Source organism: Micromonospora sp. NPDC005171 (assembly GCF_040608575.1).
In the GTDB taxonomy this organism is placed as follows: domain Bacteria; phylum Actinomycetota; class Actinomycetes; order Mycobacteriales; family Micromonosporaceae; genus Micromonospora.
On sequence record NZ_JBEXIM010000019.1, the window covers coordinates 70,158 to 94,532 of the forward strand.

Genomic DNA, 24,375 nt, shown 5'->3' on the forward strand with positions numbered 1-24,375 from the left:
CGGTCGGCGTTGATCACCGCTTGCGGCGTAGCTCGCGTAACACGCCGTGCCGGCGCACCGCCCACGCGAGGCGTCGGACGCGTGGGTGCCACACGAACAGCACCGCCGCCCGGCGAATCAGACCGAACCGGTCGTCGCTCAGCTGGTTATCGATCGCCTGCCAGATCAGCTCGCGCACCTTGGCGCTGGCCAGCACCGCCCGCACCTCACGGCGCACCGCCGGATCCTCGGCCGCCGACGCGATGGCGGCAGCCTGACCCGGCCGGTCGGCAAGCGGCTCCACCGCCGCCGCGACAAGCCGCTTGCGTACCTCGTCCCGCTCCAGCAGCAGCAACACCGCTTCCCGAATCTCGACCGTGTCCAGGCCGGACCGCAGCAGGCTCAGCAGGCTGCGCTCCACCTCGTGGTCATGGTCCGGGACGGACAGGGTGGCCAGCAGCCCCGCGATCTCCTCCAGGTCGACGACGTGTCGCACCCCGGTGCGGAACTCCGGCAGCTCCCACGCGACCTGCAGCGCCTTGACGAGATTGCGGTTCATGGGCATCCGCTACCCGGAAGCGCCGGCCGGCGAAACCCAGCGATCTCTCGTGACCCGCTGAGGGTGGCCGCCCGAACCAGGGCGGCCACCCGTCATCGGTTCAGCACCACGTCAGCGTCGAGTTGATCCGGGTGACGTTGCTGATCGTGTTGTTCGCGCCACCGCAGGGGCTCTGGGTGATGTTGGTGCCGCTGACGGTCAGGTTCTGGAACCGGATGCCGGAGGAGATTGGAAACTCGCTCCGGGCCGCGATCCGCACCTCGCCGCCGCCCGTCACCGTCCCGGACACCCCGGCGATGACGACGTTGTAGCAGTTCTCCACCAGGATCGAGTTGTTCCCCGTGTTCGAGATCGTCACCCGGTCGATCACCGCGCCACCGGACTCGGACACGCAGAAGATCCCCCGGCCGCCGCCGGACGCGAGCACGGTTCCGACCCGGATGTTGGTCGGGTACGAGTTGCCCACCCGGCCGTTGCGGTTGGCCATCCGGAACGCCGCGTACCCGGTGCCGGCCCCGGCGCCCTGCGCGTCGACAGTGCCGATCGTGGCGTTGATCGTGTCGTTGAGCAGCAGGCCGGAGTCCCGGGTGTTGCGCGCCGTGACCGTGCCGATCGTCAGACCGTCCACGCCGTACGTCTCCACCCCGTGGGTGCCGGTCCCGGAGACGTACACGTTGTCGATGCGGATGTTGCGTACCTTGACCGCTCGATCTCCACCGTGGTTGTCGATTCGTACGCCCAGACCCGCGGAGAGCCGCATGTCGATCTGCCCGAGGGTCAGGTTGTTCACGTTGCGCATGAAGATCCCGTACAACGGCGATCCGGTCAGCGTGAGGTTCTGCACCTCGACGTCAGTGGTTCCCCGCGAGTACACCGGCGCCTGGTCACCCGAGCCGGACCCGGTCACGTTTATCGTGCCGCAGACGGCCAGGGTCGTGTACGACGGCAGCGACAACCGCGAGCCCGCGCTCGTCGAGCCGGAGCCGCGAACGACCACCCGCTGCTTCGACGTACGCCCCGCCGAGAGCGAGTTGACCGCCGCCTGCATCGCCGACAGCATGTCCGAACCCGAGTAGACCGTCGACGAACCATTGCGGGCCGTCCAGGTGCTCCCGCTCAGGACGGCCTCGGCGTTCGTCGACCCGCTGCCACAGCCGGTGGCCGGTGGCGTGCTGCCACCTCCTACCGCAACCAGCTGCCACTGCTGGTTCGTCCCGTTGAGGTCGGCGTACTGACTGATCCGGCCGCCGTCGGCAGTGGACCGCTCCCAGACCTCAAGTGCCTTCGCGGAGTGGCGGTTGATCAACCGGACGTAGCCACCGTCGGAGTCGAGAACCTGGAACTGCTGGTTGGTGCCGTTGACATCCGACCACTGGCGGAACTCGGCGCCGTCGGCGGTGTTCCACTCCCAGAGGTCGACCACCTTGCCGCTGTGCCGGGCCTTCAGCCGGTAGTAGTCGCTGCCGGAGGAGACGAACTGGAACTGCTGCCACGCGCCGTCGTTACGGGACCACTGCTGGATCACCGCGCCGTCCGCCGTCGAGGTGTCCCTGACGTCGAGGACCTTGCCGCTGTTCCGGTTGACCAGAACGTAGTAGGCGGTGGTGTCGATGGTCGCCGCCGCTGCCGGCGGTGCGCTGACCAGCACGGTACCGGCCGCGCCGACCAGCGCGGTGATCATGGCGAGCACCAGGCCGGTACGCCGGCCGCGACGGATCGACCCGCCGCCGAACGGTCTTCTCGTGATGGTGAAGGGCATCGCTCCTCCTGGCTGGATGGGCTGCGGGCGAGCCTGGACGGCTGTCGACGACCGCGGGCACCTCGACCTGTGGGCGGCTATTCCAGGTGGAAGGTGGCCGAGGCGCGCTCGGCGCTCGAACTGACCGCCTCGATGTAGAGCAGTCCGTCGCGGTGGCGCACATGGCGGCCCGGGAAGTTCTGCGACTCCAGGGATATCCCGGCGCTGTCGGTGAGGCCGGCCTGGCGGCGGAAGCTCGCGTCGCCGCCGAACAGCGCCGAGCCGTCGTTCTTTTCCACGTACAGCGCGTAGCCCCGGTGGCGTAGGTAGTAGCCGGGGAAGTTGGTCGACTCCAGCGACACCGATCCGCCGCCGGCGAGGCCGGTGACGATGCGGAACTGGGAGTCGGCCAGGTTGGTCACGTTCGGTTCGATCCGGGCCCGGTAGTCGTAGTGCCGGATGTAGCTGCTGGCCTGGTCATGTGAGCGCAGCCGCACCGGTGTGGCCCCGTCGGGCACCGGGATGCCGAAGTTCGGGGTGCCGTCGGCGTTCCAGTACACCTTCTGCAGCCGGGTGCGTCGGTTCGGGTCGTTGAGCGGGTCGCCGGTGATGTCGCGGTAGTTCCGGTCGTGGTAGACGAGGATGTCGCTCTGCCCGTCCTCGGAGACGGTGAACGAGTTGTGGCCGGGGCCGTACTGGCTGGTGGCCGCGTTGCTGGCGAACACCGGGCTGGGACTCTTGCTCCAGGAGGCGGCGTCGAGCAGGTTCGCGGTGGCGGAGGCGCTCAGCATCCCGAGGCAGTAGTTGGCGTCCGTGGCGCTGGCCGAGTAGGTCAGGAAGATCCGGCCGTTGCGTTGGATCACCGCCGGTCCCTCAGCCACCCGGTAGCCGCGGGTCTCCCAGTCGTAGGTCGGTACGACCAGCCGGGTCACCGTGCCCGTGATCTGCCACGGGTTGGCACCCATCCGGGCGAGGTAGACGTTGGAGTTGTTTCCCATCGCCGGCTCCTGCTGTGCCCAGGTCAGATAGCGCACCCCGTTGGCGACGAAGGTTGAGGCGTCCAGGCTGAAGGTGTCCCAGGGTGTCGTGATCCGGCCGCGTTCCGTCCACGAACCGGTCAGCGGGTTGGCGCTGGCGTTCTCCAGCACGTACATCCGGATTCGCCACACGTCGTCGGTGCGGCCCGCGGCGAAGTAGACGTACCACCGGTTGTTGATGAAATGGATCTCCGGTGCCCAGATGTGGGCGCCCATCTCTCCGCTGGTGTGGCGGCTCCAGATCGTCGTCTCCGCCGCCGTTGCCAACCCCTGCAGGGTGGTCGCCCGGCGCAGCACGATCCGGTCGTACTGCGGCACCGTCGCGGTCATGTAGTAGTAGCCGTCGGTGTGCCGGAAGATGTGCGGGTCGGCCCGCTGGTTCACCAGCGGGTTGGTGTAGTTGACGGCCGGTGCGGCCTGCGCCGGCCCGGCCACGGGCAGGCCGGCCGACACGGCGAGGAACACCAGCACCGCGGCCAGCACCGACCGGGGTCGCCGGGAGCCAGCACGGGCGGCAGGGCCCCGGCGGACGGCCCGGTGGGCGATCGGGTCGGTTCGAGGGGATGGCAGCGGCATCTGTCCTCCGCGGGATTGGGAACGGCCATTGACCAGCACCGGTAGCACTGCGGCGACGCCGTAGCCGATCCGGTCGACGTCGCGCGGCGACGTCGGGCAGGGCCGGGGGAGAGGCGCGAAGGGCTGGGAATGTGACGGTGGCGTTGCAACCAGGTGGCGGAGTTCATGTTGGCGTTAACATCGATACATGTCAAGGCGTGCTTGCCGCCGAGCTGGCCGGAACAGCGGGCATCACGCACCTGGGGGTAGGGTCCTCGACGTGCTCCGACGGTGGGTTCTGGCGATTCTGATGGCGGCGTTCGGCGTGGTGGTGGCGGTGACGCAACTGGCCGCCGGTCTGCCCGTCGTCGGCGGCGTCGAGTTGTTGGTCTTCCTGGTGTTGGCGCTACTGCTGTCGCCGTGGGCGTTTCCCCGCTCGATGGGCACCGCCGAGGCGCAACGGGCCAGCGCTGTGGACGGCCGGCCGATCGTCTACTGGCGTCCCGGCTGTCACTACTGCCTGCGGCTGCGGTTTTCCCTCGGCCGGCTCGCCCGGCGGGCGCACTGGGTGGACATCTGGCGTGACCCGGCCGCTGCCGCCGCCGTCCGGGCGGTTGCCGGCGGCAACGAGACGGTGCCGACCGTCGTGCTCGGCGAGCGGGCTGTGGTCAACCCCGACCGGGCCTGGTTCCGCGAGCAGCTTCGCGCGTCCTGAGGACGGGCCGCGGACGTCTTCATTCCACCGGGTCACCGGCGCGATACACGGCGAGCGGGCGGCGCAGCACCGTGATGTCGCTCGTCGGATCGCCGTCCACGATCAGCAGATCGGCGTCGAAACCCGGGTGGACGCGACCCTTGCGTCGCCCCAGGCCACACACCTCGGCGCCGACCGACGTTGCCGCCGTGAGGGCGGCGGTGGCGGGAATGCCGCAGGCCACGTACTCGACGAGGGTCTCGGGCAGGATCCCGTGCGGCTTCGCGGGGCCGAGGCCCGCGTCCGAACCGGCCACCAGGCGGACCCCGGCCCGGTGCAGAGTGGCGACGCCGTCCCGCAGCGCGGCCTCGCTGAGCCCGGCCCGCGCCGCCATCGCCACCACCTCGGGTGGCGTGACCACGGCCGGGTCGGTGCCGAGCGTGGCGCAGACCGCCACCCCGGACGTGGCCAGTCGGTCCGCGAGCTCAGCGGGGACACGGGCGCCGGCCGCGGTGACGCAGGTGCAGTGTTCGATGCCGTCCACACCGACGCGCAGCGCCTGCTCGACAGCGCTGAGCGCGTGCGCGTGCGCGGTCACCGGCAGGCCCAGATCATGGGCCTGCGTCAGCATGACGGTCAGTTCCTCTTCGGTGAACTGCGGCCTCGTGGTGTCGGTGCCAGGGGTGAACACCCCACCGCTGGCCATGACCTTCACCAGGTCGGCGCCGGCCGCCGCCCGCAGGCGTACGGCCTCGCGGGCCCCGTCGACACCGCTCGCCTCGCCCCCCAACGACCAGCAGTGCCCACCGACGCTGGTGAGCGGTGCGCCAGACCCCACCACCGTCAGAAGGTCGTCACGCAACCCCCGACCCCGCCAGCGGAGCACCGCGTCGCGTCGGTCACCCAGGTCCCGGACCGTCGTGACGCCGGCCGCCAGGTGCGTACGCAGTGACACCTCGACGACCCCGTCGAGGTCCGACTCGGGACGCTCCGCGAGTTGGCCGAGCGCGTCAGGCCCGGCGTCGGCGCACAGGTGCACATGCGCGTCGACCAAACCGGGCAGCAGCGTGCCGTTCGGCTCCTCGCGTACCGGCCAGCCTTCCGGCGCCTCGGCGCCACCCCGGTGCACCTCGGCGATGCGCCCCCCGTCGAGCAGGACCAGCACCCCGCCGTCCACGAGCCGTTCGCCGTCGAACATCCGGCCCACCCGGACGGCACGCGTCGTCATCGTCATCCCAGCCCACCCCGCTCGGCCACGACTGCCACCACCGACCGCCGCTGCCGGCCACCGGTCATGGCCTGACCATCGCACCACCGCACGGTGCACAGCCTCCCCCGGCAGAGCGATATCTCTTCCCCCTGCGGGGTCAGCGGCCTGCTGGGCACATTCCTGAGGTCGGCGCCTGCGAGGGGTGAGTCGGGACATCACCCGTCGCGGTGGCGTTTTCGGCAACCTTCCCGGGGGATACCGACGCCGCCCAACTTCTTGCGCGAAAAGGGGCGACGACAGGAGGACGGTCATGGCGTTGGCCAACCCGGCACCCGACTACTTCGAGCCCGAGGACGGCATGTTCCTCGCAACGTTGCTGATCGTGCGCGATCTGGCGCGGTCCCGGGAGTACTACGAGCGGGTGTTCGGGGCGACCTGCGTCCACGAGAGCAACCCGCTGATCATGAAGTTCTTCAACAGCTACATCATCATCAATGTCGAGGGCGGTCCGACTGACGACAAGCCGACGGTGCAGGCCAAGGCGCCAGCCGACTCCAACACCCTGAGCTGCGCGATGAACGTCCGGGTCCGGGACATTCGGAAACTTTACGAGGAGTGGAAGTCCCGGGGCGCGGAGTTCCTCACCGAGCCGAAGGACCACGGAAAGGAGATCCGCTGCTACCTGCGCGACCCGGACGGCTACCTGGTCGAGGTGGGGCAGGGTCTCTGACCGTCGGGCCGGCCGGGCAACCGCGCTGATGCCGACACGTCGAACCACGAGGACCTGGCCAGCGACACCGCGGATCGGAGGTACGTCCCGGTCGACACCGGCACCGGGGTGGCGGAGGAACTCAGGTGCGGGCGTCCGTCGATCAAGCGGCGGGCTACCCTGACCTGCGGTGTCTCGAAGCCCCGTGACCAGAGGAGTCGATGCGGAGATGACGGCAGGACGACCCATGCCGACCCAGGACGATGTGCTCGGATACTTCGACACGCTGTCGAACTGGGGGCGGTGGGGCGACGACGACGAGCGCGGAACCCTGAACCACATCACGGACGACGTCCGGCTCGCGGCGGCGCGGGCCGTGCGGCACGGCAAGAGCGTGTCCTGCGCCTGGGAGGTTGCCGCACCGGCAGACATGGAGCGGTCGACGACGACGTGCCCGTGCACCGCCGACATGCCGGGTGCCGAGAACATGCCGCCCGCCTTCCACGCCGACCGGCGTTGGGGCTTCTCGTCCGAGCGGCTTGGCATCTCGTTCCACGGCAACACCCTCACCCACCTGGACTCGCCGTGCCACATCTTCTGGGACGGCACAATGTACAACGGGCGGTCGCACTCGCTTGTCGACGCCGAAACGGGCTCGGCGTGGGCGGCCGTCACGGCGGCTGCGAACGGGATCGTCACGCGTGGTGTCCTGCTGGACGTCGCGGCGGCCCGCGGTGTGCCGTGGCTGGAGCCGGGGGATGGCGTGCACCCCGACGATCTTGACGAGGCCGAGCGCCGTCAGGGTGTGCAGGTGCGACCCGGTGATGCGGTGCTCCTGCGGACCGGTCATGGCCGCTTCCGGCACGAGAACGGTGCGGCCAGCGGTTTCACCCAGGCCGGCTGGCACGCGTCATGCCTGCCGTGGCTGCATGAACGGGGGGTGGCGTTGATCGGCGCTGACACCCCCCAGGACGTTCAGCCGTCGGGGTACGACGACGTGTTGATGCCGGTCCACGCCGTGAGTCTCGTCGCGATGGGTCTGTGGATGCTCGACAACTGTGACCTGGAGGCGTGCGCGACGACGGCTGCCGAACTCGGCCAGTTCGACTTTCACCTCGCGGTCGCACCGGTTCGCTTCGCCGGCACGTCCGGCAGCCCGGTCAACCCGATCGCCACGTTCTGACCGGGGCGGCGTGAAGCACACACACGGGTAGGCGGACTTCATGCCGCTGAGCGTGCATCAGGAGATCTGATCGGGTCCGTCGCGGGGTGGCTGCGGCGGTGGCGAGCGCGTACCAGATGGTGCAGCACCGTCAGGGGAACCACGCCGGCCGGGTACCAGGCCAGGTCGACGGGATCGAACTGCACACCCAGCGCCAGCCTCGCAGCCACGCTCCGCACCGACAGTTCGGCTGGCACCCCGGTCAACTGCGCGAGTTCCACTACCCAGCAGAAGGCGATGGCGGCGATCCCGGCCGGTACCGGCGCCATCCGCGGCCACAGGAACAGCACCATCGCCCAGACCATCGACGCGTACAGCGCGGTGCCGGAGTATTGCCGAAGCGTGCCGTCGTCGACGGCGCGGATCAGCAGGGCGAGGCCCAAAAACAGCAGCGCCGCCACCGGCATGAGCATCCGCACCGTACGGGCCCTGATCGGGGTTCTCGCCGTGGTAGCCACCACACCCACGGTACCGGCCCGCGCGGTTCGGGTCGGCCGTGGTTCGGCGCTGGCCAGCTGGTCCGCGGTGGGCCGGAAACGGGCCGCGTCGTGACCGAGCGTCGGGCGGCCGCCGGGCACCAGCGCGAACCGCAGCAGCATTGTCGGAGAGGTTTTCCAGTGCGCAAAGGTGAGATCGGCGTACGACACCGCGCAAGGGCAGGACCGGACGCCGGAGTTCTCACAGGTGTTGTTCCCGTCTTCGAGCCATTGCTGCCCGGCGGCCGTAGTCGGTGGCCACGGCGATGACGAGCGGGCCCCACGCGAGCAGCGGCGCGTAGTAACGGAACACCTCCCAGCCGGGAGGCTGGTGCACCGGTTGGTCGTCGCCGATGCCTACCCAGCCGCTCTGCACAAGGTGGAACCTCTGGTTCAGGAGGAAGTACACGCAGATGGCGACGAGTGACCAGCCGCCGACCAGCGCGACGCGCACGACCGGACGCGCCGGGACGCGACGGCCCCCGATGCGGGGTACCCAGTGCGGAACCCGCTGCCCCCACCGGTGCACCAGCCCGAGTGTCAACAGCGCCAGTCCCATCGACAGGGCGGACAGGAAGATCATGTACCACGGTGTGGCGGCATCGTCGGTGAACACCAGCGACAGGCGCCAGAGTGCCGACGGCAGGACGCAGAGCGGTACGGCGTAGGCGGCCCAGATCGCCCAGGGCGGCGGCGCGGTGGTCGAGACGTGGGCGGAGTCAGTGGGGCTCATGGACGCTCCGATCCTGGGAGGCCGGTCACGGCGGTGTTGGCCGAGGTGGCGAGGGCATAGCCGGCGGTGGTGACGGCCAACGACACTCCCCAGCCGAGGAACACCAGCAGCGTGGCGGTGACCGCCCAGCCGTCCCATACGTCGGACCAGCGGGTGTCACCCGTGAGCAGTTCGCCGACGAGCACTGCGATGCTCAGCACGCCGTAGGTGACAAGCGTGAGCGCCACCACGCCGGCCGGGATCACGGCCAGCTGGCGGGGAACCTTTCGGCCGTGTAGTCCCGGCACCCAGCGCGGAAACTGCTGCCCCCACCGCTGCACCAGCCCGAGAACGAGCAGGCCCGCGAGCGGCGGGACGAGTGTGATCGCGACGCCGGTCGCCGTGGAGATGTTCCGCTCGATGTCGTTGAGTTCCCGCTCGGAGATGCCGACCGGAACGCCGAGCAGCCACAGCGCGTGGGGCACGGCCCAGCCGACCACGGGCAGTGCGACGGCGACGTACGCCCAGCGCCGCGTCCACAGCGGCACCGGTCGGTAGCTGACGGCGGCCGGTCCGCGCCGGGGTCCGGATGCGTTCGCCAGCCCGGCGAACAGGGCGCCGCCGGTTACCAGCACGAGGCGGGCTCCGAGGTCACGCCAGTCCGAGGGTCGCCCGGCCAGGGCCGCCGGGATCTCGAAGACCAGGTGCAGCGGGAACGCGACCACCAGGAGCAGCGCGGCCGCAGCCCCGCTACCGATGGTCGCCCAGCTGCCGGGAAACCGGAGCGTGCACCCGAGCGCCACCGCGAGGGCGACACCGACTCCCACCGCTCCCCACCCCGACCAGAACGGCAACGCCACGACCTGGTCCGCGCCGCACCCGCCCGCCGGATCGACCAGGTCGGTGCGATCGCAGGCGGTGTATCCCCACCGACCACCCGCGATCCAGTACAGCCGCTGAGCCACCGCGGCGACGACGAACACGGCGCACGCCAGCGCCCACGCTCTGGTACGGCTCGGTATCTCGACGACAGCCATGGCCCAACGATCGCTGGCTGCGGGCCGACGGTCCTCCCCGACGAAAGGGGAAGCGCTCCCTCCGCAGGGGGACCTGCCGACCGGGCTACGGACGCGGCGGCGGGGGATCGGCGACCGTCGCCTCAAGGAATGCTCAAATTCGATCGACGTGAACCGCTGCGGCCGTAAACGCACATACGCTCACCGGACCCGGCCCGCCGGCAATCACCCGTCGTAAGCAGAAGGAGGGGGAATGCGGCGTAATCAACGACGCATCGCGCTTCTCGCACTGTCCACCCTGGTGAGCAGCGTCCTCGTGACGACCGGCCCTGCGGGCGCGGAGCCCACCGGGTCGGCAGCCGCCGCCAGCCGATCCCAACCTGCGGAACCTGACCCGGTACGCCTGGTACACCTCAGGCTGACCGGCGCCGACATGCTGGACAAGGTGGCCGCGGCCGGTTTCGACCTCGAACACGGCCTCCGGCGCGTGCCGAACGGCATCGAGGGCGAGGCGGTGGTGACCGCCGAGCAGGTCAGCGAACTCACGGCGATGGGCGTCGAGGTGCTCGGCGACGACGCGGGCTTCGCCTGGAGTGACGAGGCCGACGGCGGCATCGGCGCGGCCAGCGCTCGGGCGGTCCAGCCGGCGAGCCACGAGGCGACGGTACGCGTCGTCCGCGCCGACTGGTTCACCACAAAGGGGCAGGGCTTCCTCTACGTCGAGGCGCGGACCACCGAGGGGCAACAGGCGGATCCGATCGTCGGGTTGCAGCTGGAGAACGACTCGGGCCGGGGCACGCCGTTCGGCTTTGCCCGGACGATGAGCCGGTTCGTCGACTCCGGGCAGTACATGTTCCACCGGAACCTGTTCAAGCTCGACGTACGCCCGAACAAGATCCAGGTGACGAGCTCCACCGGTGGCGTCGCGACCGGCGTCGTCTCCAACTGGTTGGAGGACGCGCCGTCGCCGCTGACGGCGAACCCGTCCTACAAGTCGGACTTCGTGGACGGCTACCGGCACCCGCAGCAGCTCTACAGCCGCGCCAAGGAGATCGCCCGCCAGTACCCGGACATCGCCGAGATCGTCTACCTGCCGAACCAGACGAACGGATACCAGCGCAAGGCGCAGGCCCAGATTGGCGGTACGGGTCAGGCGGCGGTCGTGGTCACCTCGGCGGCGTGGGGCCACCAGGGTGGCAACGACGTCACTGTGGACTTCGTGGGCCGGCCCGAACCGGACCTACCGCTCGCGGTGGAGGTCACGGGCAAGGCGGTCCGTGTCCTGCTCGCCACTGACGCGTCAGGCGCGCCGGCGAGCACGGCCGCCGAGGTGGCCGAGGCGCTGCGGACCCGCTCCGCGGGGCTCATCGACCGGGCGCACCCGTACCGCACCAACCAGGGCACCGGAATCGTCGCGCCGACGGCTGGGCCGGTCGCGCTGACCGATTTCCTCGACCAGAAGCGGGTCGGCGCGCCGGCGGGGGAGGTGCCGCGAGGCCCGGTGACGATCCCGGTCCTGCGGATCGGCAAGCACCGTGACGGGAAGAAGCCCGGTGTCCTCATCCAGGCGCAGGACCACGCCCGGGAGTGGGTGCCGGCGACGACGAGCCTGGAGTCTGCCGAACGTCTGGTGCACAACTACCGGTCCGACCGGGAGACGAAGAAGATCGTCGAGAACACCGACGTCTTCTTCATCCTGTCGAACAACCCCGACGGGGCGAACTACAGCTTCTACAACTTCGCCTCCCAGCGACGGAACCTGACCAACCACTGCCCGGACGCGAACGCCGATCCGGGTCGGCGCAACTCCTGGGGCGTGGACCTGAACCGGAACTACCGGGTCGGGTCGGGTCACGACGGCTACGCGGGCGCGTCGACCAGTTGCGTCAGCGACACCTACCAGGGGCCGGAGGAGCTGTCCGAGCCCGAGTCGAAGAACATCATCTGGCTGGTCGAGAAGTACAAGAACATCAAGTTCATGATGTCGGTGCACTCCAACGGCGGTCAGCTCTTCTGGCAGCCCGGCGCCTACATCGCGGACGGCCGGATCACCACGCCCCGTCCACCCTTGGGTGACGAGGCGTTCTACTGGCAGTCCGCCGCCCGGATCCTGTCGCAGGTCAAGGCGCACCGGGAAACCGTCGTCACGCCGGAGAACGTCGGCGGCTCGTCCGACGTCCTCTACTCCTCGGCGGGCAACGTGCGGGAGGACCTGTACCACACCTACGGGATCTACGCGTTCGGCTGGGAGGTTGGCGGCTCCGTCTACAACCCGGCCACCGGTGACTGGCAGGGCGGTTCGTTCCAACCGGAGTGGGAGGGGAATCCGCAGCTCGTCAGCGGCCACGCCGAGACGATGGAGTACGCCAACGGGATCATGGAGATGTTCCGGGTCGCGGCGGACTGGGGCAGGGACAACAAGAACCCGACGTCCCAGCTGGTCCCCGGGGCGGGGCGCTACTCCGAACCCGTCGACGTGCACTTCGAGACGAGCGAGCCGGCCACCATCTACTACACGACCGACGGCAGCCGGCCCACGCTCGAGTCGCCCCGCTACGCGGCTACCGAGTTCCGCGAGCCGGGGCAGGTGTTCCACGTGACCGAGACGACGACGTTCCGCTGGTTCTCGGTCGACAGCGCGGGCAACATCGAGAAGAACTACGACCCGACGAAGAACGACCGGCGCAACAACTACCGCAGCGCGACGATCAGGATCGACAAGAAGTAGCCCCACTGACAATCGTTGCCCCGTCGGTGCGGTCCACCCGCGCCGACGGGGCAACTGTCGTGTGCCGTCACCTCCTGCCCGGAGAGGTCGAGCCGGTCAGCCGCGTCGACCTGCCCACAACGGGCTGTCCACGTAGTGGTTGTCGTAACGGTCCTGGGTCTCGGCGACGTCCTGCCAGGTGGCTTCGCCCTGGTGCACCTTGTCGAGCAGTCGGTAGTAGTCGAACCGGGGCCTGCCGGGGGTGATGACGACGAGGAAGTCGGCGTCCTGGCCAACGGCGGGGGCGAAGGCGTGCGGGGTGTTCGGCGGGACGAAGAGCATGTCTCCCCGGTGCAGGGTGTGCAGTTCGTCGTCGACGAGCATCTCCAGGGCGCCGTCGAGCACGAAGAACAGCTCACCGGAGTGGGTGTGCAGGTGCGGGGGCGCACCGTCGGTGCCGTGCTTGAGCAGGGTGCGGTTGCTGGTCAGAGTGCCGCCGGTGTGCTCGGGGTCGAGGAGCAGCGTGATCACGCTGGCCGGGTCGTTGTCGAGCACCTCGGCCTGGGCTGCGCGTACCAAAGTCATTGTCGGCTCCTTCGTCGCCTGTCGATTCCTAGACACTAGATATCCAGAATCAGTCGACGCCAGCGATCATGGTCTGTGTCACAAATTCTGGACAGGTAGAGTCCAGGATTATGCGGATGAGTCAGGGCGTCGAATGGGCCCTCCACACATGCCTCAACCTGAGCTGGCTGGATGCCCCGGTGCCGACCGGCACCCTCGCGGCGTTCTACGAGCTGCCGCCGGCGTACCTGAACAAGCAGCTCCAGGCCCTGGCCCGGGCCGGGATCCTCACGTCGACCTCGGGGCCGCGCGGAGGCTTCCAACTGGCCCGGCCCCCGGCGGCGATCTCACTCCTGGACATCGTGGCCGCGATAGAGGGCCCGGAGGAGCTGTTCCAGTGCGACCAGATCCTCAACAAGGGGCCGGGCGAGCACGCGGGCGTCGACTATCGACAGTCCTGCGCGTTCGCCCAGGCCATGCGGGGTGCCGACCTGGCCTGGCGGCGGGAGTTGGCTGGCAAGACCGTCGACGACGTCCGGGCCGACGTCGAGCGCGGGCACCCCGAAGCGCCGGCCGACACCCGGGCCAGAATCGCGGAGCTGCGTTAGGACGTGATCCGGCTCGCGTTCAGCTGCCGTGCACCTCCAGCTCCCACAGCGAGTAGCCGTACGCGGGCAGCGCCCGCTGGGTGCCCTGGACGCGCAGGTAGCGGCCGGTGGCCGAGATGGCGATGTCGTCCACGCCGCCGTCGCCGGTGGTCGTGGTGTGCACCGTTGACCAGGTGACGTTGTCCGGGGAGACCTGGACCTGGTACGCCCGCGCGTACGCCGCCTCCCAGGTCAGCCGGACCCGGTCGAGGGTGCGGGACGCGCCGAGGTCCACCGCGATCCACTGCGGGTCGGCGTACGCGCTGCCCCACCGGGTGGTGGTGTTGCCGTCCACGGCGTTGCCCGCCACGTGGGTGCTGCCCGGCTCCACGCTGGACGTGGTGACCGGCCGACCCTGGGAGAGCAGGGTGCCGCCGGCCGCGGTGCCGTAGACGTTCAGGTCCCACAGCGAGTAGCCCCACTGGGTGGCGCGTTGCGTGCCGTACACCCGTAGGTAACGGCCGGTGCCGGTGACCGTGAGGTCGTCGACGCCGCCGTCGCCGGTGGTCGTGGTGTGCACCGTTGACCAGGTGACGTTGTCCGGCGACACCTGGACCTGGTACGCCCGCGCGTGGGCCGTCTCCCAGGCCAGCCGCACCCGGTTGATCGCGTACGTGGCCCCCAGGTCGACGGTGATCCACTGCGGGTCGGCGTACGCGCTGCCCCAGCGGGTGGTGGTGTTGCCGTCCACGGCGTTGCCCGCCGTGTGCGCGCTGCCCGGCTCGACGCTGGACGCGGTGACCGGCCGGCCCTGGGCGAGGTCGGTGGCGGGCGGCTCACTCGGGCCGTCGGTCTTGATCCGCACGTTGCGGTAGTTGATGTCCATTCCGGCGCCGTCGTTCTGCAACCCGATGTAGCCGTTGGCGATGGCCCGGCTGCTGACGTAATCGTTGATCTTGACGCCGTTGAGCCAGATCTCGACCCGCTGCCCGTGCACGCCGATCTCGTAGGTGTTCCAGGAGCCGGGCGGGTTGAGCGCCGCCGCGCGCGCTGCCTGATTGGGCGCCTGGAAGCTGTAGACGCTGCCTGTGGTGCGTGTCGGGTCACCGTCGGTGGCGTCGATCTGGATCTCGTGACCGGCGGCGACCGGGGCCCACGGGTCGCCCTGCGGATCGGGGAAGCCGATGAAGACCCCGCCGTTGTCGTCCCCCGGCATCATCCAGTCGACCTTGAGCGAGTAGTTGGCGAAGGTGCGCACCGGGTACCAGAGCAACCCCATGCCGCCATTCGAGGTGAGAGTGCCGTCGGTCAGTGTGAATCCGCCCGGCCCGGCCTGCCGCCACTGCCCGAGGCTGGCCTGGGTGCCGTCGAACAGCGGGGTGTAGCCGGGCTCCGGCCGGCAGTCGGCCGCCACCGACCCGGCCGCCACCTGGATGCCGCCGAGCAGCATCCGGGTGAAGGTCGGGTCGGTGTAGCTCTGCTCGGTGTGGCCGAGGCCGGTGTACCAGGAGCGTCCGCCGCCGTAGCTGTGGCACCAGGTGATCGGGTGGTCACCACCCATCGACCCGCCGGTGTACGACAATTCGTCGAGGCTGGCCAGCACCTTGACCGCCGAACGGGGGTTGGTCCGGTAGTTGTACCACTCGTCGGTGCGGGTCCAGGTCGATGGCAGGTGCGCGGTCGAGGCGTTGGCCCGGTCCTCGGCCCGCACGCTCGCCTGCTGGGTGGCCGGGTGCGAGGCGAAGTAGGCGCCGACCAGCCCGCCGTACCACTGCCAGTCGTACTCGGTGTCGGCGGCGGCGTGCACCCCGACGAAGCCACCGCCGGCGGCCACGTACGCCTCGAACGCGCCCTGCTGGCCGGCGTCGAGCACGTCGCCGGTGGTGCTGAGGAAGACCACCGCCTGGTACTGGGCGAGGTTGGCGGTGGTGAAGGTGGCCGCGTCCTCGGTGGCGGTGACGGTGAAGCCGTTCGCCGCGCCGAGTTGCTGGATGGCGGCGATGCCGTTCGGGATGGAGGAGTGCCGGAAGCCGGCGGTCTTGGAGAAGACCAGGACCTTGCTCAGCGCTGCGGCCTCGGCTGCGGTTGAGCCCTCGGGGGCCGCGGTCGCTGATCCAGCCGGTCCGACGGCGATGACACCACCGGCGAGCAGGACAGCGAGCGCGATTCGTAGCGGCGGCATCATCTTCATCGACACGATCTCCTCTGGATCGTCGTGCGGATGCGGTCTCGCACCCCGGAAAGTGCCCCGGTGTGCCCACGTCCGCCGAAACGAGGGCGATGTCGAGACGACGCGGAGCGGTGCCACCGTGCCGCGTCGACGGCATTCCGGTGAACATCGATCCACATCGTTGATGTGCAGTTAACCTCGGGCGTCTGTGAGGGTCAATCCCTCGGCAAGGGCCGGGTCGCCTCAGGAGCGGTGCGCTGCCACGTTGATGACGTTGCCGTCCGGGGCGCGGACGAAGAACCGGCGCACGCCCCACGGCTCGGTGGTCAGCGGGTGCACGATCTCGTAGCCGAGCCGCTGTGCCTCGGCATAGGCGGCGTCCACGTCGTCCACCTGGGCGCTGATGACCGAGTCCTCGGGCGCGGAGGCGTCGCCGGAGACGAGTTGCACGGCCACGTCGGGATCGGATGAGGTGTAGCGGGCCACCCAACCCAGGTTGAACGCCTCGGTGCTCAAACCGAGAAAGTCGGTGTAGAAGCCCTTCGCGGCGCTGACGTCAGCCACCGGAAGGTTGGGCAGAATGCGGACGACGCGCATGCGGACCTCCAGCTCAGGCGATTGGACTTTCCTGATTATCCGGACTATCGGCCAGGACAGGGGCCGGCCTGGTCGAGGCGGTCTTCTGGATCTGCACCGTCAGGAGTAGCCGGTCGGCCACGGTCCGGGTGACCCAGCGCGGCTGCCTTGCGCAGCAGCACTGAGGCTTCGCGCCGATTGGCGCAGCCCCGGGCGGCCAACTCCAGCTCGGCGCGCGCCTTCGCAAGCCGGCCGAGGCGGGTCAGCAGCTCACCGCGTACGGTCGGGACGAGGTGTGAGCCGGGGAGCCGGTTCGAGGCGATCAGCTCGTCCACGATGGCCAGGGCCGGCGCCGGGCCCGAGGCCATGGCGACGGCGACAGCCCGGTTGAGGTCGACCACCGGTGAGGGCGCGACCCGGCCGAGCGCCTGGTAGAGCCGGACGATCCGGGCCCAGTCGGTGGCCTCGATCGAGGGTGCCGACGCGTGAGTGGCCGCGATGGCCGCCTGCAGACCGTAGGGGCCCAGGCCGCGCTGCGAGGCCCTGGCCAGCGCGGCCAGCCCACGACTGATCGCCGAGAGGTCCCACAACCGGCGGTCCTGGTCCGCGAGGAGGATCGGGGTGCCGTCCGGGTCGGTCCGCGCCGGGAAGCGCGCGGCCGTCAGCTCGCACAGGGCGAGCAGGCCGTGCACCTCCGGCTCGTCCGGCTGTAGCGCGGCAAGTGTGCGGGCCAGCCGGATCGCCTCGTACGCCACGTCGGGGCGCAGCAGCCGATCGCCCGACGTGGCCGTCGACCCCTCGGTGAAGATCACGTAGAGGACGCTGAGCACGCCGCCCAGCCGCTCCCGGCGCTCCCTGGCCGGTGGCAGCTCGAACGGCACCCCGGCCGCCGCGATCGTCTTCTTGCCCCGGGTGATCCGGGCCTGCACGGTCGGCACGGGCACCAGGAACGCGCGGGCGATCTCCTCGCTGGACAGGCCGCCGACCACCCGCAGGGTCAGCGCCACCCGCGCCTCGCGGGAGACCACCGGATGGCAGCTGACGAACATCAGCGCCAGCACATCGTCGTCGATCCGGTCGGGGTCGATCTCCTCATCGAGCGCGGGTTCGGCCGCCAGCAGGGCGTACCGGTCCTGGAGGGCGGCCCGGCGGCGGATCGCGTCGATCGCCCGCCGCCGGGCCGTGGCCATCAACCAGCCGGCCGGATTGGCCGGGGAGGCACGCGGCCAGGACACCAGCGCCTCGGCCACCGCCTCCTGGGTGGCATCCTCGGCCAGCCCGAAATCGCCTGTGAACCGGGTCAGCGCGGCGACGATCCGCGCCGACTCGATCCGCCAGACGGCCTCGACGTCGGCCGTACCCATCAGACCTGGCCGTTGCTCTCGCCGCCCTGCGGGACCTCGTCGGCCTCGGCCACCCGCCGAACCTCGATCTTGGAACCACGCACCGCCGGGATCCGTTTGGCCCACTCGACCGCCTCCTGTTTCGTGGCGACGTCGAGCAGGAAGTAACCCCCGAACAACTCCCTGGTCTCGCCGTACGGACCGTCCGTGACCACCGATGTCTCGCCGCCGAAGTCGACCACGACGCCCTGGCGCGGATCGTCCAGACCTTCGGCGGCGACGAGAACCTCGGCCTTCATCATGTCCTCGATGAACCGACCGGTCGCGGCCATCGCCTCATCGATCGAGGCCATCATGGCCGCGTTCGTCTCGTCGGTGCCGCGCATGATCAACATGTACCTCGACATCGTGTTCTCCTCATCCGACGGGGCCGCCTCCCGACCCTCGCACGCACTCGTCGAACGAGCGGCCCGCGAATCGACATCGCCGGAGGATTCTCTCGCCGCGACGCAACCGATTCCCCGAACCGCGCCTCCGCCCGTCAGGCCGCGTCAGACGGCGACGATTCATGACCGGTTTCTCGGCTGGGCGAGGAACCGCAGGTACTCCGTCCGGTCGAACGGGTTGCCATCGGTGCGGGGCCGGCTCGGCGGGTCGCCGGACATCGGACGGTCGCCGCCGGGTGCCGACGACCACAACGCCTCTCCGCTGGACAGGTCCGGTAGCCGCCGCTGCGCCTCCGGTTCGACCCGCACGGGCAGCAGCCCACCGATCCGCCAGCCGGACGCGATCTGGTCGGTGCCATCGATCCGGGCGCCGAGCCGGACCAGGTACGAGGTGACCGGGCCGAGCCGGTCGGTCGGCACCTCGGCCTCGAACCGGCGGCACGGCTCGAACACCCGGGTGCCCGCCTCGGCGAGCGCCTGCATGAGGACGTACGGGGCCAGGTCCCGGAAATGCCCCGCTGTGGTGATCGGTGACCAGTAGCCGCTGTGGGTGAGGGTGACCCGGATGTCGGTCACCGGCCAGCCGTGCCGTCCCTGGTCGAGCGCGGCCCGGGTGGCCGCCTCGATGGCCTTGTGGAACGACAGCGGCAGTGAGCCGAGTTCGACATCGAGCCGGTAGTCCACACCGGTGCCGGGCTCGACCCGGAAGCCGACAGTGCCGAAGAAACCGTGCCCGATGATCTCCAGTGCGGCGCCGACACCGGTCGGCCGCTCGACGTGCACGAGTCGACCCGGACCACACTCCGTCTCGATCCCGTACACCTCGGCCAGCGTGGCAGTCAGCACCTCGCGCTGCACCTCGCCGTAGAGCAGCACGCTCGTGCCGCCGTCCGGGGCGACCCGGGTCCGGAGGAACGGGTCGGCGTCCGCGATGTCCAGCAGAGCGGCGTGCAGCGCCAGCGTCCGCGCCGGGTCGCGGGGTCGGACCACCAACTCCAGGGTCGGCGCCGGAAAGTACGACCGCCCGTCGAGGCCGGCCGGGCTGCCGAGCTGGTCGCCGAGGCGTACCCCGGTCAGCCCGGTGACCCGGGCGATGTGCCCGGCGGTCAGCGCGGTCGGCCCGTGCGCCCGCCCGGGCGGCCCGGCCTGGTCGACGGCCGCGCCGACCAGGTCGAGCCGGGTGATCCGGCCGCGGGTCGCGGTGAACCGACCGTCCGGCTCCCGGCGGTACGCCACCACGCGCTGCCGCGTCCGGAACTGCCCGCCGTAGCCGCGCAGGTACGCCACCCGCTCGCCGGCGGCGTCGCGTTCGACGGCGAAGACCCTGGCGCGCGGCTCGGGCTCCGCCGACGGCGAGGTCGGCAGCAGGGCCGCGATGCTGTCCAGCAGCTCGGCTACGCCTGCGCCGGACAGCGCCGAGCCGAACAGCAGCGGGTGGACCTGGCCGGCGGTGGCCTGCGCACGTAGTGCCTCGTCCAGGTGGCTCGGGTCGGGTGGCAGGTCGTCGACCAGGGCGGCCAGCAACCGGTCGTCGTGCTCGGCGAGGGCCTCGGCGAGCCGGTTTGCGTCGCCGCCGGATCGCGGATCGTAGAGCCGGAAGGCCGCCCCGGAAGTGCCGGGCGCGTGAACCGTGCCCAGCGGGGCGACGGCCGGGGTCAGCAGCCGGCGCACGTCCGCGACCAGTTCGTCGGTGCGGGCGCCCACCCGGTCGATCTTGTTCACGAAGATCAGCGTGGGTAGCCGGAGCGACCGGAGAATTCGCATGATCCGCCGACTGTGCGGCTGGACCCCCTCGACGGCCGACAGCACCAGGATCGCCGCGTCGAGAACCCCGAGCGCGCGTTCGACCTCGGCCACGAAGTCGCTGTGTCCCGGGGTGTCGAGCAGGTTGACCTGGCGGTCACGGAGTGCGAACGAGGTGACCGCGCTGCGGATGGTGATGCCCCGGCGGCGTTCGATCTCGCCGGTGTCGGTCTGGGTGGTGCCCGCGTCGACGCTGCCGAGCTGGTCGATGACGCCGGTGCTGTGCAGCAGGCGCTCGGTCAGGCTGGTCTTACCGGCGTCGACATGGGCGAGAATGCCAAGATTGACGGTCTGCATGGGCTGACGGGTCCTCGAAAGTTCGCGTCCGGATGGGCGGGAAGGTGTCGAGGCCTCGCATCGCCGTGCTCCCGTCGGTTCGGTCCCGTCATGACGCCGGGCCGTTGGTGGCCCGGGTCGTCTTCGGGTCAGGCTGGCACAGTCGGGACCGGCAGTGCCATCGAATAAGACCCCGCCGGTCGTCACCTGCCTCCACCCGGCGTGCCGACGCTTGATTAGATAGCCATGTATCAATAGATTGAGGATGGGCGCCGCCGAGGCCCGGGGGACCGGGCCATCGGCGGCTGACAGGTCCACCCCGAGCCGGGCACTTCGGTCGTACGCACGACCGGTCGCTGTGGCGCACCGCCGCGCCGCATCCAGGGCACGTTGTCGCGCCGCGTCCGTCCCGGACGCGCCGCCGTGCCGCCTCCGCTCAGCTCGATGGCAGAAGGACCCTTCATGACGAATCTCCGCGCCCGCCGTACGTCGACCCTGGTGGTCGTCGCCGCGCTGGCCGCCGCCGCGACCACCACCGGAGCGGCAGTGCTCACCGGCCCGGCCGCAGCCGCCCAGGGCTGCCGGGTCGACTACACGCCCAACCAGTGGCCCGGCGGGTTCACCGCCACCGTCAAGGTCTCCCCGGGGGACACGGCCGTCTCCAGTTGGACCGTCACCTGGACGTACGCCGGGGACGAGCGGGTCACCAACGGCTGGAACGCCACGGTCAGCCAGTCCGGATCGACGGTGACCGCCCGCAACGCGTCGTACAACGGCAGCATCCCGGCCGGCGGCTCCACCGAGTTCGGGTTGCAGGGCAGCTACGGCTCCAGTAGTGCCGCGCCGACCGGGTTCAGCCTGAACGGCGTACCGTGCAACGGCGCAACGCCCCCACCGACGACGCCGCCGCCGACCACGCCCCCGCCGACGACGCCGCCACCGACGACGCCCCCGCCGACCACCCCGCCGCCCACCACCGAGCCGCCGGCCGGGTGTGCCGGCGCGGTGCTCTGCGACGGCTTCGAGAGCCAGACCGGGTCGACACCGTCCGGCGACTGGGCCGTGGTGAGTCCGGACTGTTCCGGCGCTGGTACCGCCACCATCGACACGGCCACCACGCACAGCGGCAGCCGGTCGGTCCGGATCAACGGCGCTGCCGGGTACTGCAACCACGTTTTCATCAGGTCCACGAAGAACCTCAGCAGCGTGGGCAGCGTCCGGTACGGCCGAATCTGGGTCCGGCACACCACCGCCCAGCCCACCGAACACACCACGATGATGGCGATGACCGATGCTGCCGACGGCAACAAGGACCTGCGGTTGGGTGGCCAGAACGGCGCGTTGCAGTGGAACCGCGCCTCCGACGACGCGACCCTGCCCGAGCAGAGCCCGGCCGGGGTGGCGCAGAGCCTGCCGCTACCCACCAACCGGTGGACCTGTGTGGAGTTCATGGTGGACGGCGCGGCCGGTCAGCTGCGCACCTGGGTGGACGGGACCGCCATCGCCGGGCTGACCGCGGACGGCGCACCGACGCACGACATCGACGGCCAGTGGTACAACCGCACCTGGCGGCCGCAGCTCACCGACCTGAAGCTGGGCTGGGAGAGCTACGGCGGCGGAGCCGACACCCTCTGGTACGACGACGTCGCTGTGGGGTCCAGCCGGATCGGCTGCTGACGTCGAGGTCGTGGGCGGCGACCGTCAGCGACGCCTACATCGTTGACGAATGCGTCGAGGGTGTGACCCGGAACCTGGGTCACACCCTCGACCGCGTCGGCGACCGCGACCGCGACGACGAGCCGCTCGTACCACTGTGGGCATGCCCTGGCCGGCAGGAGGTTTCCGAGATCACGCCCGGGGGCATCCCGGCGGATGAAGGGCAGCTGCCCTCTACCCCTGATCGAGGAGAACACCATGTCGGCCCAGGCATTTCTCTACGTCATCGCCGTCATCCTGATCGTGCTCGCCGCCCTGCCGCTGCCCACGAGGGGTGTCTCGCTCGCGCTTCTGGGTGCCGCCTGCGCCCTGCTCGCGTACGCCTGGCCGGTGATCACCGCGTGACCCTTCCGTCGTCATAAATGCGGCCGGTGGCCGGCAGCCAGATCGCGAAAGTGCTGCCGGCGACCGGCCGTGAGTCTGTTGTCCTCACGGGGCCGGGGTGCGCCGTCGCTGGCGGTACGCGGCAGCCTTGGCGCGGTCTCCACAGCCGCGCATGCCGCACCAGCGCCGCCGGGCGCCGCGCGACCGGTCGACGAACGCTCGGGTGCAGTGCTCGTCGGCGCACCAGCGGAGGGCCAGACGGTCGTCGCTGGCGTGCAACTCCAGGCAGTCGCGTGCCAGGACGGCCAGGACGGCGGAAAGGTCGCCGTCGCGGTGCACTCCGTCGGCCTCAAGGCGCAGCGCGGGTAGCGGCTCCGCCGCGGCCGTATTGACCAGCTCACGGTCTGCGGTGGTCGCTTCGGTTCCGTTGATCAGGGCTTGGACCAGACGGAACATCGCCTCTCGGAGCGCCCTGGCGTGGCTCAGCCCGACGTCGTCCACAGCGGGCGGTTGGTCGACGATGCCGGCCTGGACGGCCCACTCGGCCACATCTCTCGGGGCGGTCAGCTGCTCGACATCGGCGTGGCCGCGCTCGGCGAGCGTGGGGAGGAAGTCCAGTACCGGCCGGTCGGCGGTGAACTCGAACCTCACGTCACCATATTGACCGGTGACGTGATGCGATGCAAGAGTGATGCGATGGCATCACCGGTTGAACAGGTGACGGACGTGGATCCCGGTGCCCGCCGGGACGGCCCTCGACTGACCCACTACCTGGCCGCGGCGCTGTTGGCGCGTACCGCCGACGAGGGCGCACGTGTCGCGCTGGTGATCCTCGCCCTGGACCGGACGGACAGCGCCGCCGTCGGCGGAACGTTGGTCGCCACCCTGCTCTTCCCCCACGTCGTGGCCGCGCCCCTGGTCGGTACGCTGGTGGACCGGTCGCGACGGCCGGCAGCCGTGCTGGCCGGCGCGATCGCCGTCTTCGCCGCCGCCCTCGCCGCCTCGGTCGCCCTGCTCGGTCAGGCGCCGCTGTGGCAGACCTGCCTGGTCCTCGCGACGGCGGGATGCTGCGGGCCTGCGCTGACCGGTGGGTTGACCAGCCGACTGGCCGCACTGGCCAGCCCCGGGCAGGAGGCTCGCGCCTTCGCACTGGACTCGTTGTCCTACAGCGTCGCCGGCATGCTCGGGCCGGCGACGGTGCGGCTTTTGGCGGCGGCGGCCAGTCCGGGCGCCGGCACCCTCACGCTCGCGGTGGCCGCCGGGCTCGGTGCCCTCGGCGTCGCATCCCTCCGCCTGGTCGCCTCCGCCACGGCGAAGCGGACACGAGCGGCCGGCCTGTTCGAGGGTGCCCGCGCGATCGCGCGGATCCCGGCCCTGCGAACGATCACCCTCACCACCAGCTTCGGCCAACTGGGCCTCGGCGGTCTGGCCGTCGTCGCCACCACCCTCGCTGCCGCTGCGCACGAACCCACCCGAGCGGGTCTGCTCCTCAGCGTGACCGCCGGTGGCGCGTTAGTGGGATCGCTGCTCTGGGCATGGCGCCCGCTGCCGGCGTCCCGCGCGCCCCGGGTGACGGTCTGGGCCATGGCCGCGGTCGGCGTACCGCTCGCGCTGGCCGCCGCTGTGCACTCCCTGGCACTGGCCGCGGCGCTGTTCGCGCTGTCGGGGCTCTGCACCGGGCCGTTCGCGGCGGCGCTGTTCCTGGCCCGGAATCAGCTGGCCGCCGAGGCGATCCGTACCCAGGTCTTCACCATCGGCGCCGGGTTGAAGGTGGCGGCCTCGGCGATCGGCGCCGGGCTCCTGGGCCTCGCCGCCCCCCTGTCGGCGAGCGCCCAACTGCTGCTGGTCGCCGCCTTCCCGATCGTCGCGGGGATCGCTGGCGGCCTGCTGCTGCAGCGCCGCCCGCGATCGGGCCTGAGTGGACACATCGACTCTTGCTGAGTTTCTTTCACAAGC

Annotated in this window: 22 protein-coding genes; 8 read left to right on the top strand and 14 right to left on the bottom strand. The window is 70.5% G+C overall.

The window, feature by feature from the left end; genetic code table 11:
- Nucleotides 1–13: 13 nt before the first annotated feature.
- The 3 genes from ABZU74_RS21775 to ABZU74_RS21785 form a co-directional block, all read right to left on the bottom strand.
- Nucleotides 14–538 (bottom strand): hypothetical protein, encoded by a 525-nt coding sequence (locus ABZU74_RS21775; protein ID WP_355426706.1) that lies wholly within the window; start codon nt 536–538, stop codon nt 14–16.
- A 100-nt stretch (nt 539–638) separates the two neighbouring features.
- Nucleotides 639–2,219 (bottom strand): RICIN domain-containing protein, encoded by a 1,581-nt coding sequence (locus ABZU74_RS21780; protein ID WP_355426787.1) that lies wholly within the window; start codon nt 2,217–2,219, stop codon nt 639–641.
- A 155-nt stretch (nt 2,220–2,374) separates the two neighbouring features.
- The gene (locus ABZU74_RS21785) at nt 2,375–3,889 is read right to left on the bottom strand and encodes a family 43 glycosylhydrolase (RefSeq protein WP_355426708.1); all 1,515 of its coding nucleotides are present in this window, start codon (nt 3,887–3,889) and stop codon (nt 2,375–2,377) included.
- 259 nt (nt 3,890–4,148) lie between these two features.
- On the opposite strand from ABZU74_RS21785, the gene ABZU74_RS21790 reads away from it, so the two are divergent.
- Nucleotides 4,149–4,583: a glutaredoxin domain-containing protein gene (locus tag ABZU74_RS21790; protein WP_355426711.1), complete on the top strand. Its 435-nt coding sequence runs from the start codon at nt 4,149–4,151 to the stop codon at nt 4,581–4,583.
- A gap of 19 nt (nt 4,584–4,602) precedes the next feature.
- Here ABZU74_RS21790 and ABZU74_RS21795 read toward each other — a convergent pair whose 3' ends face one another.
- Nucleotides 4,603–5,796, bottom strand: coding sequence for an amidohydrolase family protein (locus tag ABZU74_RS21795; RefSeq protein ID WP_355426713.1), 1,194 nt, complete (start codon nt 5,794–5,796; stop codon nt 4,603–4,605).
- 286 nt (nt 5,797–6,082) lie between these two features.
- On the opposite strand from ABZU74_RS21795, the gene ABZU74_RS21800 reads away from it, so the two are divergent.
- A complete protein-coding gene (locus ABZU74_RS21800; protein ID WP_355426716.1) occupies nt 6,083–6,502 on the top strand; it encodes a VOC family protein in 420 nt (139 codons plus the stop codon).
- A gap of 226 nt (nt 6,503–6,728) precedes the next feature.
- On the top strand, nt 6,729–7,664 hold the full coding sequence (locus tag ABZU74_RS21805; protein WP_355426719.1) for a cyclase family protein: 936 nt from the start codon (nt 6,729–6,731) through the stop codon (nt 7,662–7,664).
- A gap of 38 nt (nt 7,665–7,702) precedes the next feature.
- Here the strand turns inward: ABZU74_RS21805 and ABZU74_RS21810 are convergent, their stop codons facing one another.
- The 3 genes from ABZU74_RS21810 to ABZU74_RS21820 all read right to left on the bottom strand — a co-directional run bounded on the left by ABZU74_RS21810 (nt 7,703) and on the right by ABZU74_RS21820 (nt 9,928).
- Complete coding sequence (locus tag ABZU74_RS21810; protein WP_355426789.1) at nt 7,703–8,110, bottom strand: DUF2809 domain-containing protein; 408 nt, start codon at nt 8,108–8,110, stop codon at nt 7,703–7,705.
- A 271-nt stretch (nt 8,111–8,381) separates the two neighbouring features.
- Nucleotides 8,382–8,912 (bottom strand): hypothetical protein, encoded by a 531-nt coding sequence (locus ABZU74_RS21815; RefSeq protein ID WP_355426722.1) that lies wholly within the window; start codon nt 8,910–8,912, stop codon nt 8,382–8,384.
- Nucleotides 8,909–9,928 (bottom strand): hypothetical protein, encoded by a 1,020-nt coding sequence (locus tag ABZU74_RS21820; RefSeq protein ID WP_355426725.1) that lies wholly within the window; start codon nt 9,926–9,928, stop codon nt 8,909–8,911. Before ABZU74_RS21820 ends, ABZU74_RS21815 begins: the two co-directional genes overlap by 4 nt.
- A 232-nt stretch (nt 9,929–10,160) precedes the next feature.
- Here ABZU74_RS21820 and ABZU74_RS21825 point away from each other — a divergent pair, with 232 nt between their 5' ends.
- Nucleotides 10,161–12,635 carry a M14 family metallopeptidase gene (locus ABZU74_RS21825; protein ID WP_355426728.1) on the top strand — a complete coding sequence of 825 codons (2,475 nt, stop codon included), beginning with the start codon at nt 10,161–10,163 and terminating at the stop codon, nt 12,633–12,635.
- A 96-nt stretch (nt 12,636–12,731) separates the two neighbouring features.
- Here ABZU74_RS21825 and ABZU74_RS21830 read toward each other — a convergent pair whose 3' ends face one another.
- Nucleotides 12,732–13,199: a cupin domain-containing protein gene (locus ABZU74_RS21830; RefSeq protein WP_355426731.1), complete on the bottom strand. Its 468-nt coding sequence runs from the start codon at nt 13,197–13,199 to the stop codon at nt 12,732–12,734.
- Nucleotides 13,200–13,315: 116 nt separating this feature from the next.
- On the opposite strand from ABZU74_RS21830, the gene ABZU74_RS21835 reads away from it, so the two are divergent.
- Complete coding sequence (locus ABZU74_RS21835; RefSeq protein ID WP_355426734.1) at nt 13,316–13,786, top strand: Rrf2 family transcriptional regulator; 471 nt, start codon at nt 13,316–13,318, stop codon at nt 13,784–13,786.
- 19 nt (nt 13,787–13,805) lie between these two features.
- Here ABZU74_RS21835 and ABZU74_RS21840 read toward each other — a convergent pair whose 3' ends face one another.
- The 5 genes from ABZU74_RS21840 to ABZU74_RS21860 all read right to left on the bottom strand — a co-directional run bounded on the left by ABZU74_RS21840 (nt 13,806) and on the right by ABZU74_RS21860 (nt 20,400).
- Nucleotides 13,806–15,956, bottom strand: a complete 2,151-nt coding sequence (locus tag ABZU74_RS21840; RefSeq protein WP_355426737.1) for a ThuA domain-containing protein — start codon at nt 15,954–15,956, stop codon at nt 13,806–13,808.
- A gap of 222 nt (nt 15,957–16,178) precedes the next feature.
- Nucleotides 16,179–16,532 (bottom strand): VOC family protein, encoded by a 354-nt coding sequence (locus ABZU74_RS21845; protein WP_355426740.1) that lies wholly within the window; start codon nt 16,530–16,532, stop codon nt 16,179–16,181.
- 44 nt (nt 16,533–16,576) lie between these two features.
- Nucleotides 16,577–17,875 (bottom strand): sigma-70 family RNA polymerase sigma factor, encoded by a 1,299-nt coding sequence (locus ABZU74_RS21850; RefSeq protein WP_355426743.1) that lies wholly within the window; start codon nt 17,873–17,875, stop codon nt 16,577–16,579.
- Nucleotides 17,875–18,261, bottom strand: coding sequence for a YciI family protein (locus tag ABZU74_RS21855; RefSeq protein WP_355426746.1), 387 nt, complete (start codon nt 18,259–18,261; stop codon nt 17,875–17,877). Before ABZU74_RS21855 ends, ABZU74_RS21850 begins: the two co-directional genes overlap by 1 nt.
- Nucleotides 18,262–18,420: 159 nt before the next feature.
- Complete coding sequence (locus tag ABZU74_RS21860; RefSeq protein WP_355426749.1) at nt 18,421–20,400, bottom strand: translation factor GTPase family protein; 1,980 nt, start codon at nt 20,398–20,400, stop codon at nt 18,421–18,423.
- A 441-nt stretch (nt 20,401–20,841) separates the two neighbouring features.
- Between ABZU74_RS21860 and ABZU74_RS21865 the strand changes: the two genes are divergently transcribed.
- Entirely contained in the window at nt 20,842–22,056 is a 1,215-nt protein-coding gene (locus ABZU74_RS21865; RefSeq protein WP_355426752.1) for a cellulose-binding domain-containing protein, read from the top strand.
- Between the two features lie 237 nt (nt 22,057–22,293).
- Entirely contained in the window at nt 22,294–22,440 is a 147-nt protein-coding gene (locus ABZU74_RS21870) for a hypothetical protein (RefSeq protein WP_334497513.1), read from the top strand.
- An 84-nt stretch (nt 22,441–22,524) separates the two neighbouring features.
- Here the strand turns inward: ABZU74_RS21870 and ABZU74_RS21875 are convergent, their stop codons facing one another.
- Nucleotides 22,525–23,070 (bottom strand): ABATE domain-containing protein, encoded by a 546-nt coding sequence (locus ABZU74_RS21875; RefSeq protein ID WP_355426756.1) that lies wholly within the window; start codon nt 23,068–23,070, stop codon nt 22,525–22,527.
- A gap of 45 nt (nt 23,071–23,115) precedes the next feature.
- Here ABZU74_RS21875 and ABZU74_RS21880 point away from each other — a divergent pair, with 45 nt between their 5' ends.
- Nucleotides 23,116–24,360, top strand: a complete 1,245-nt coding sequence (locus ABZU74_RS21880) for a hypothetical protein (RefSeq protein ID WP_355426758.1) — start codon at nt 23,116–23,118, stop codon at nt 24,358–24,360.
- Nucleotides 24,361–24,375 lie beyond the last annotated feature (15 nt).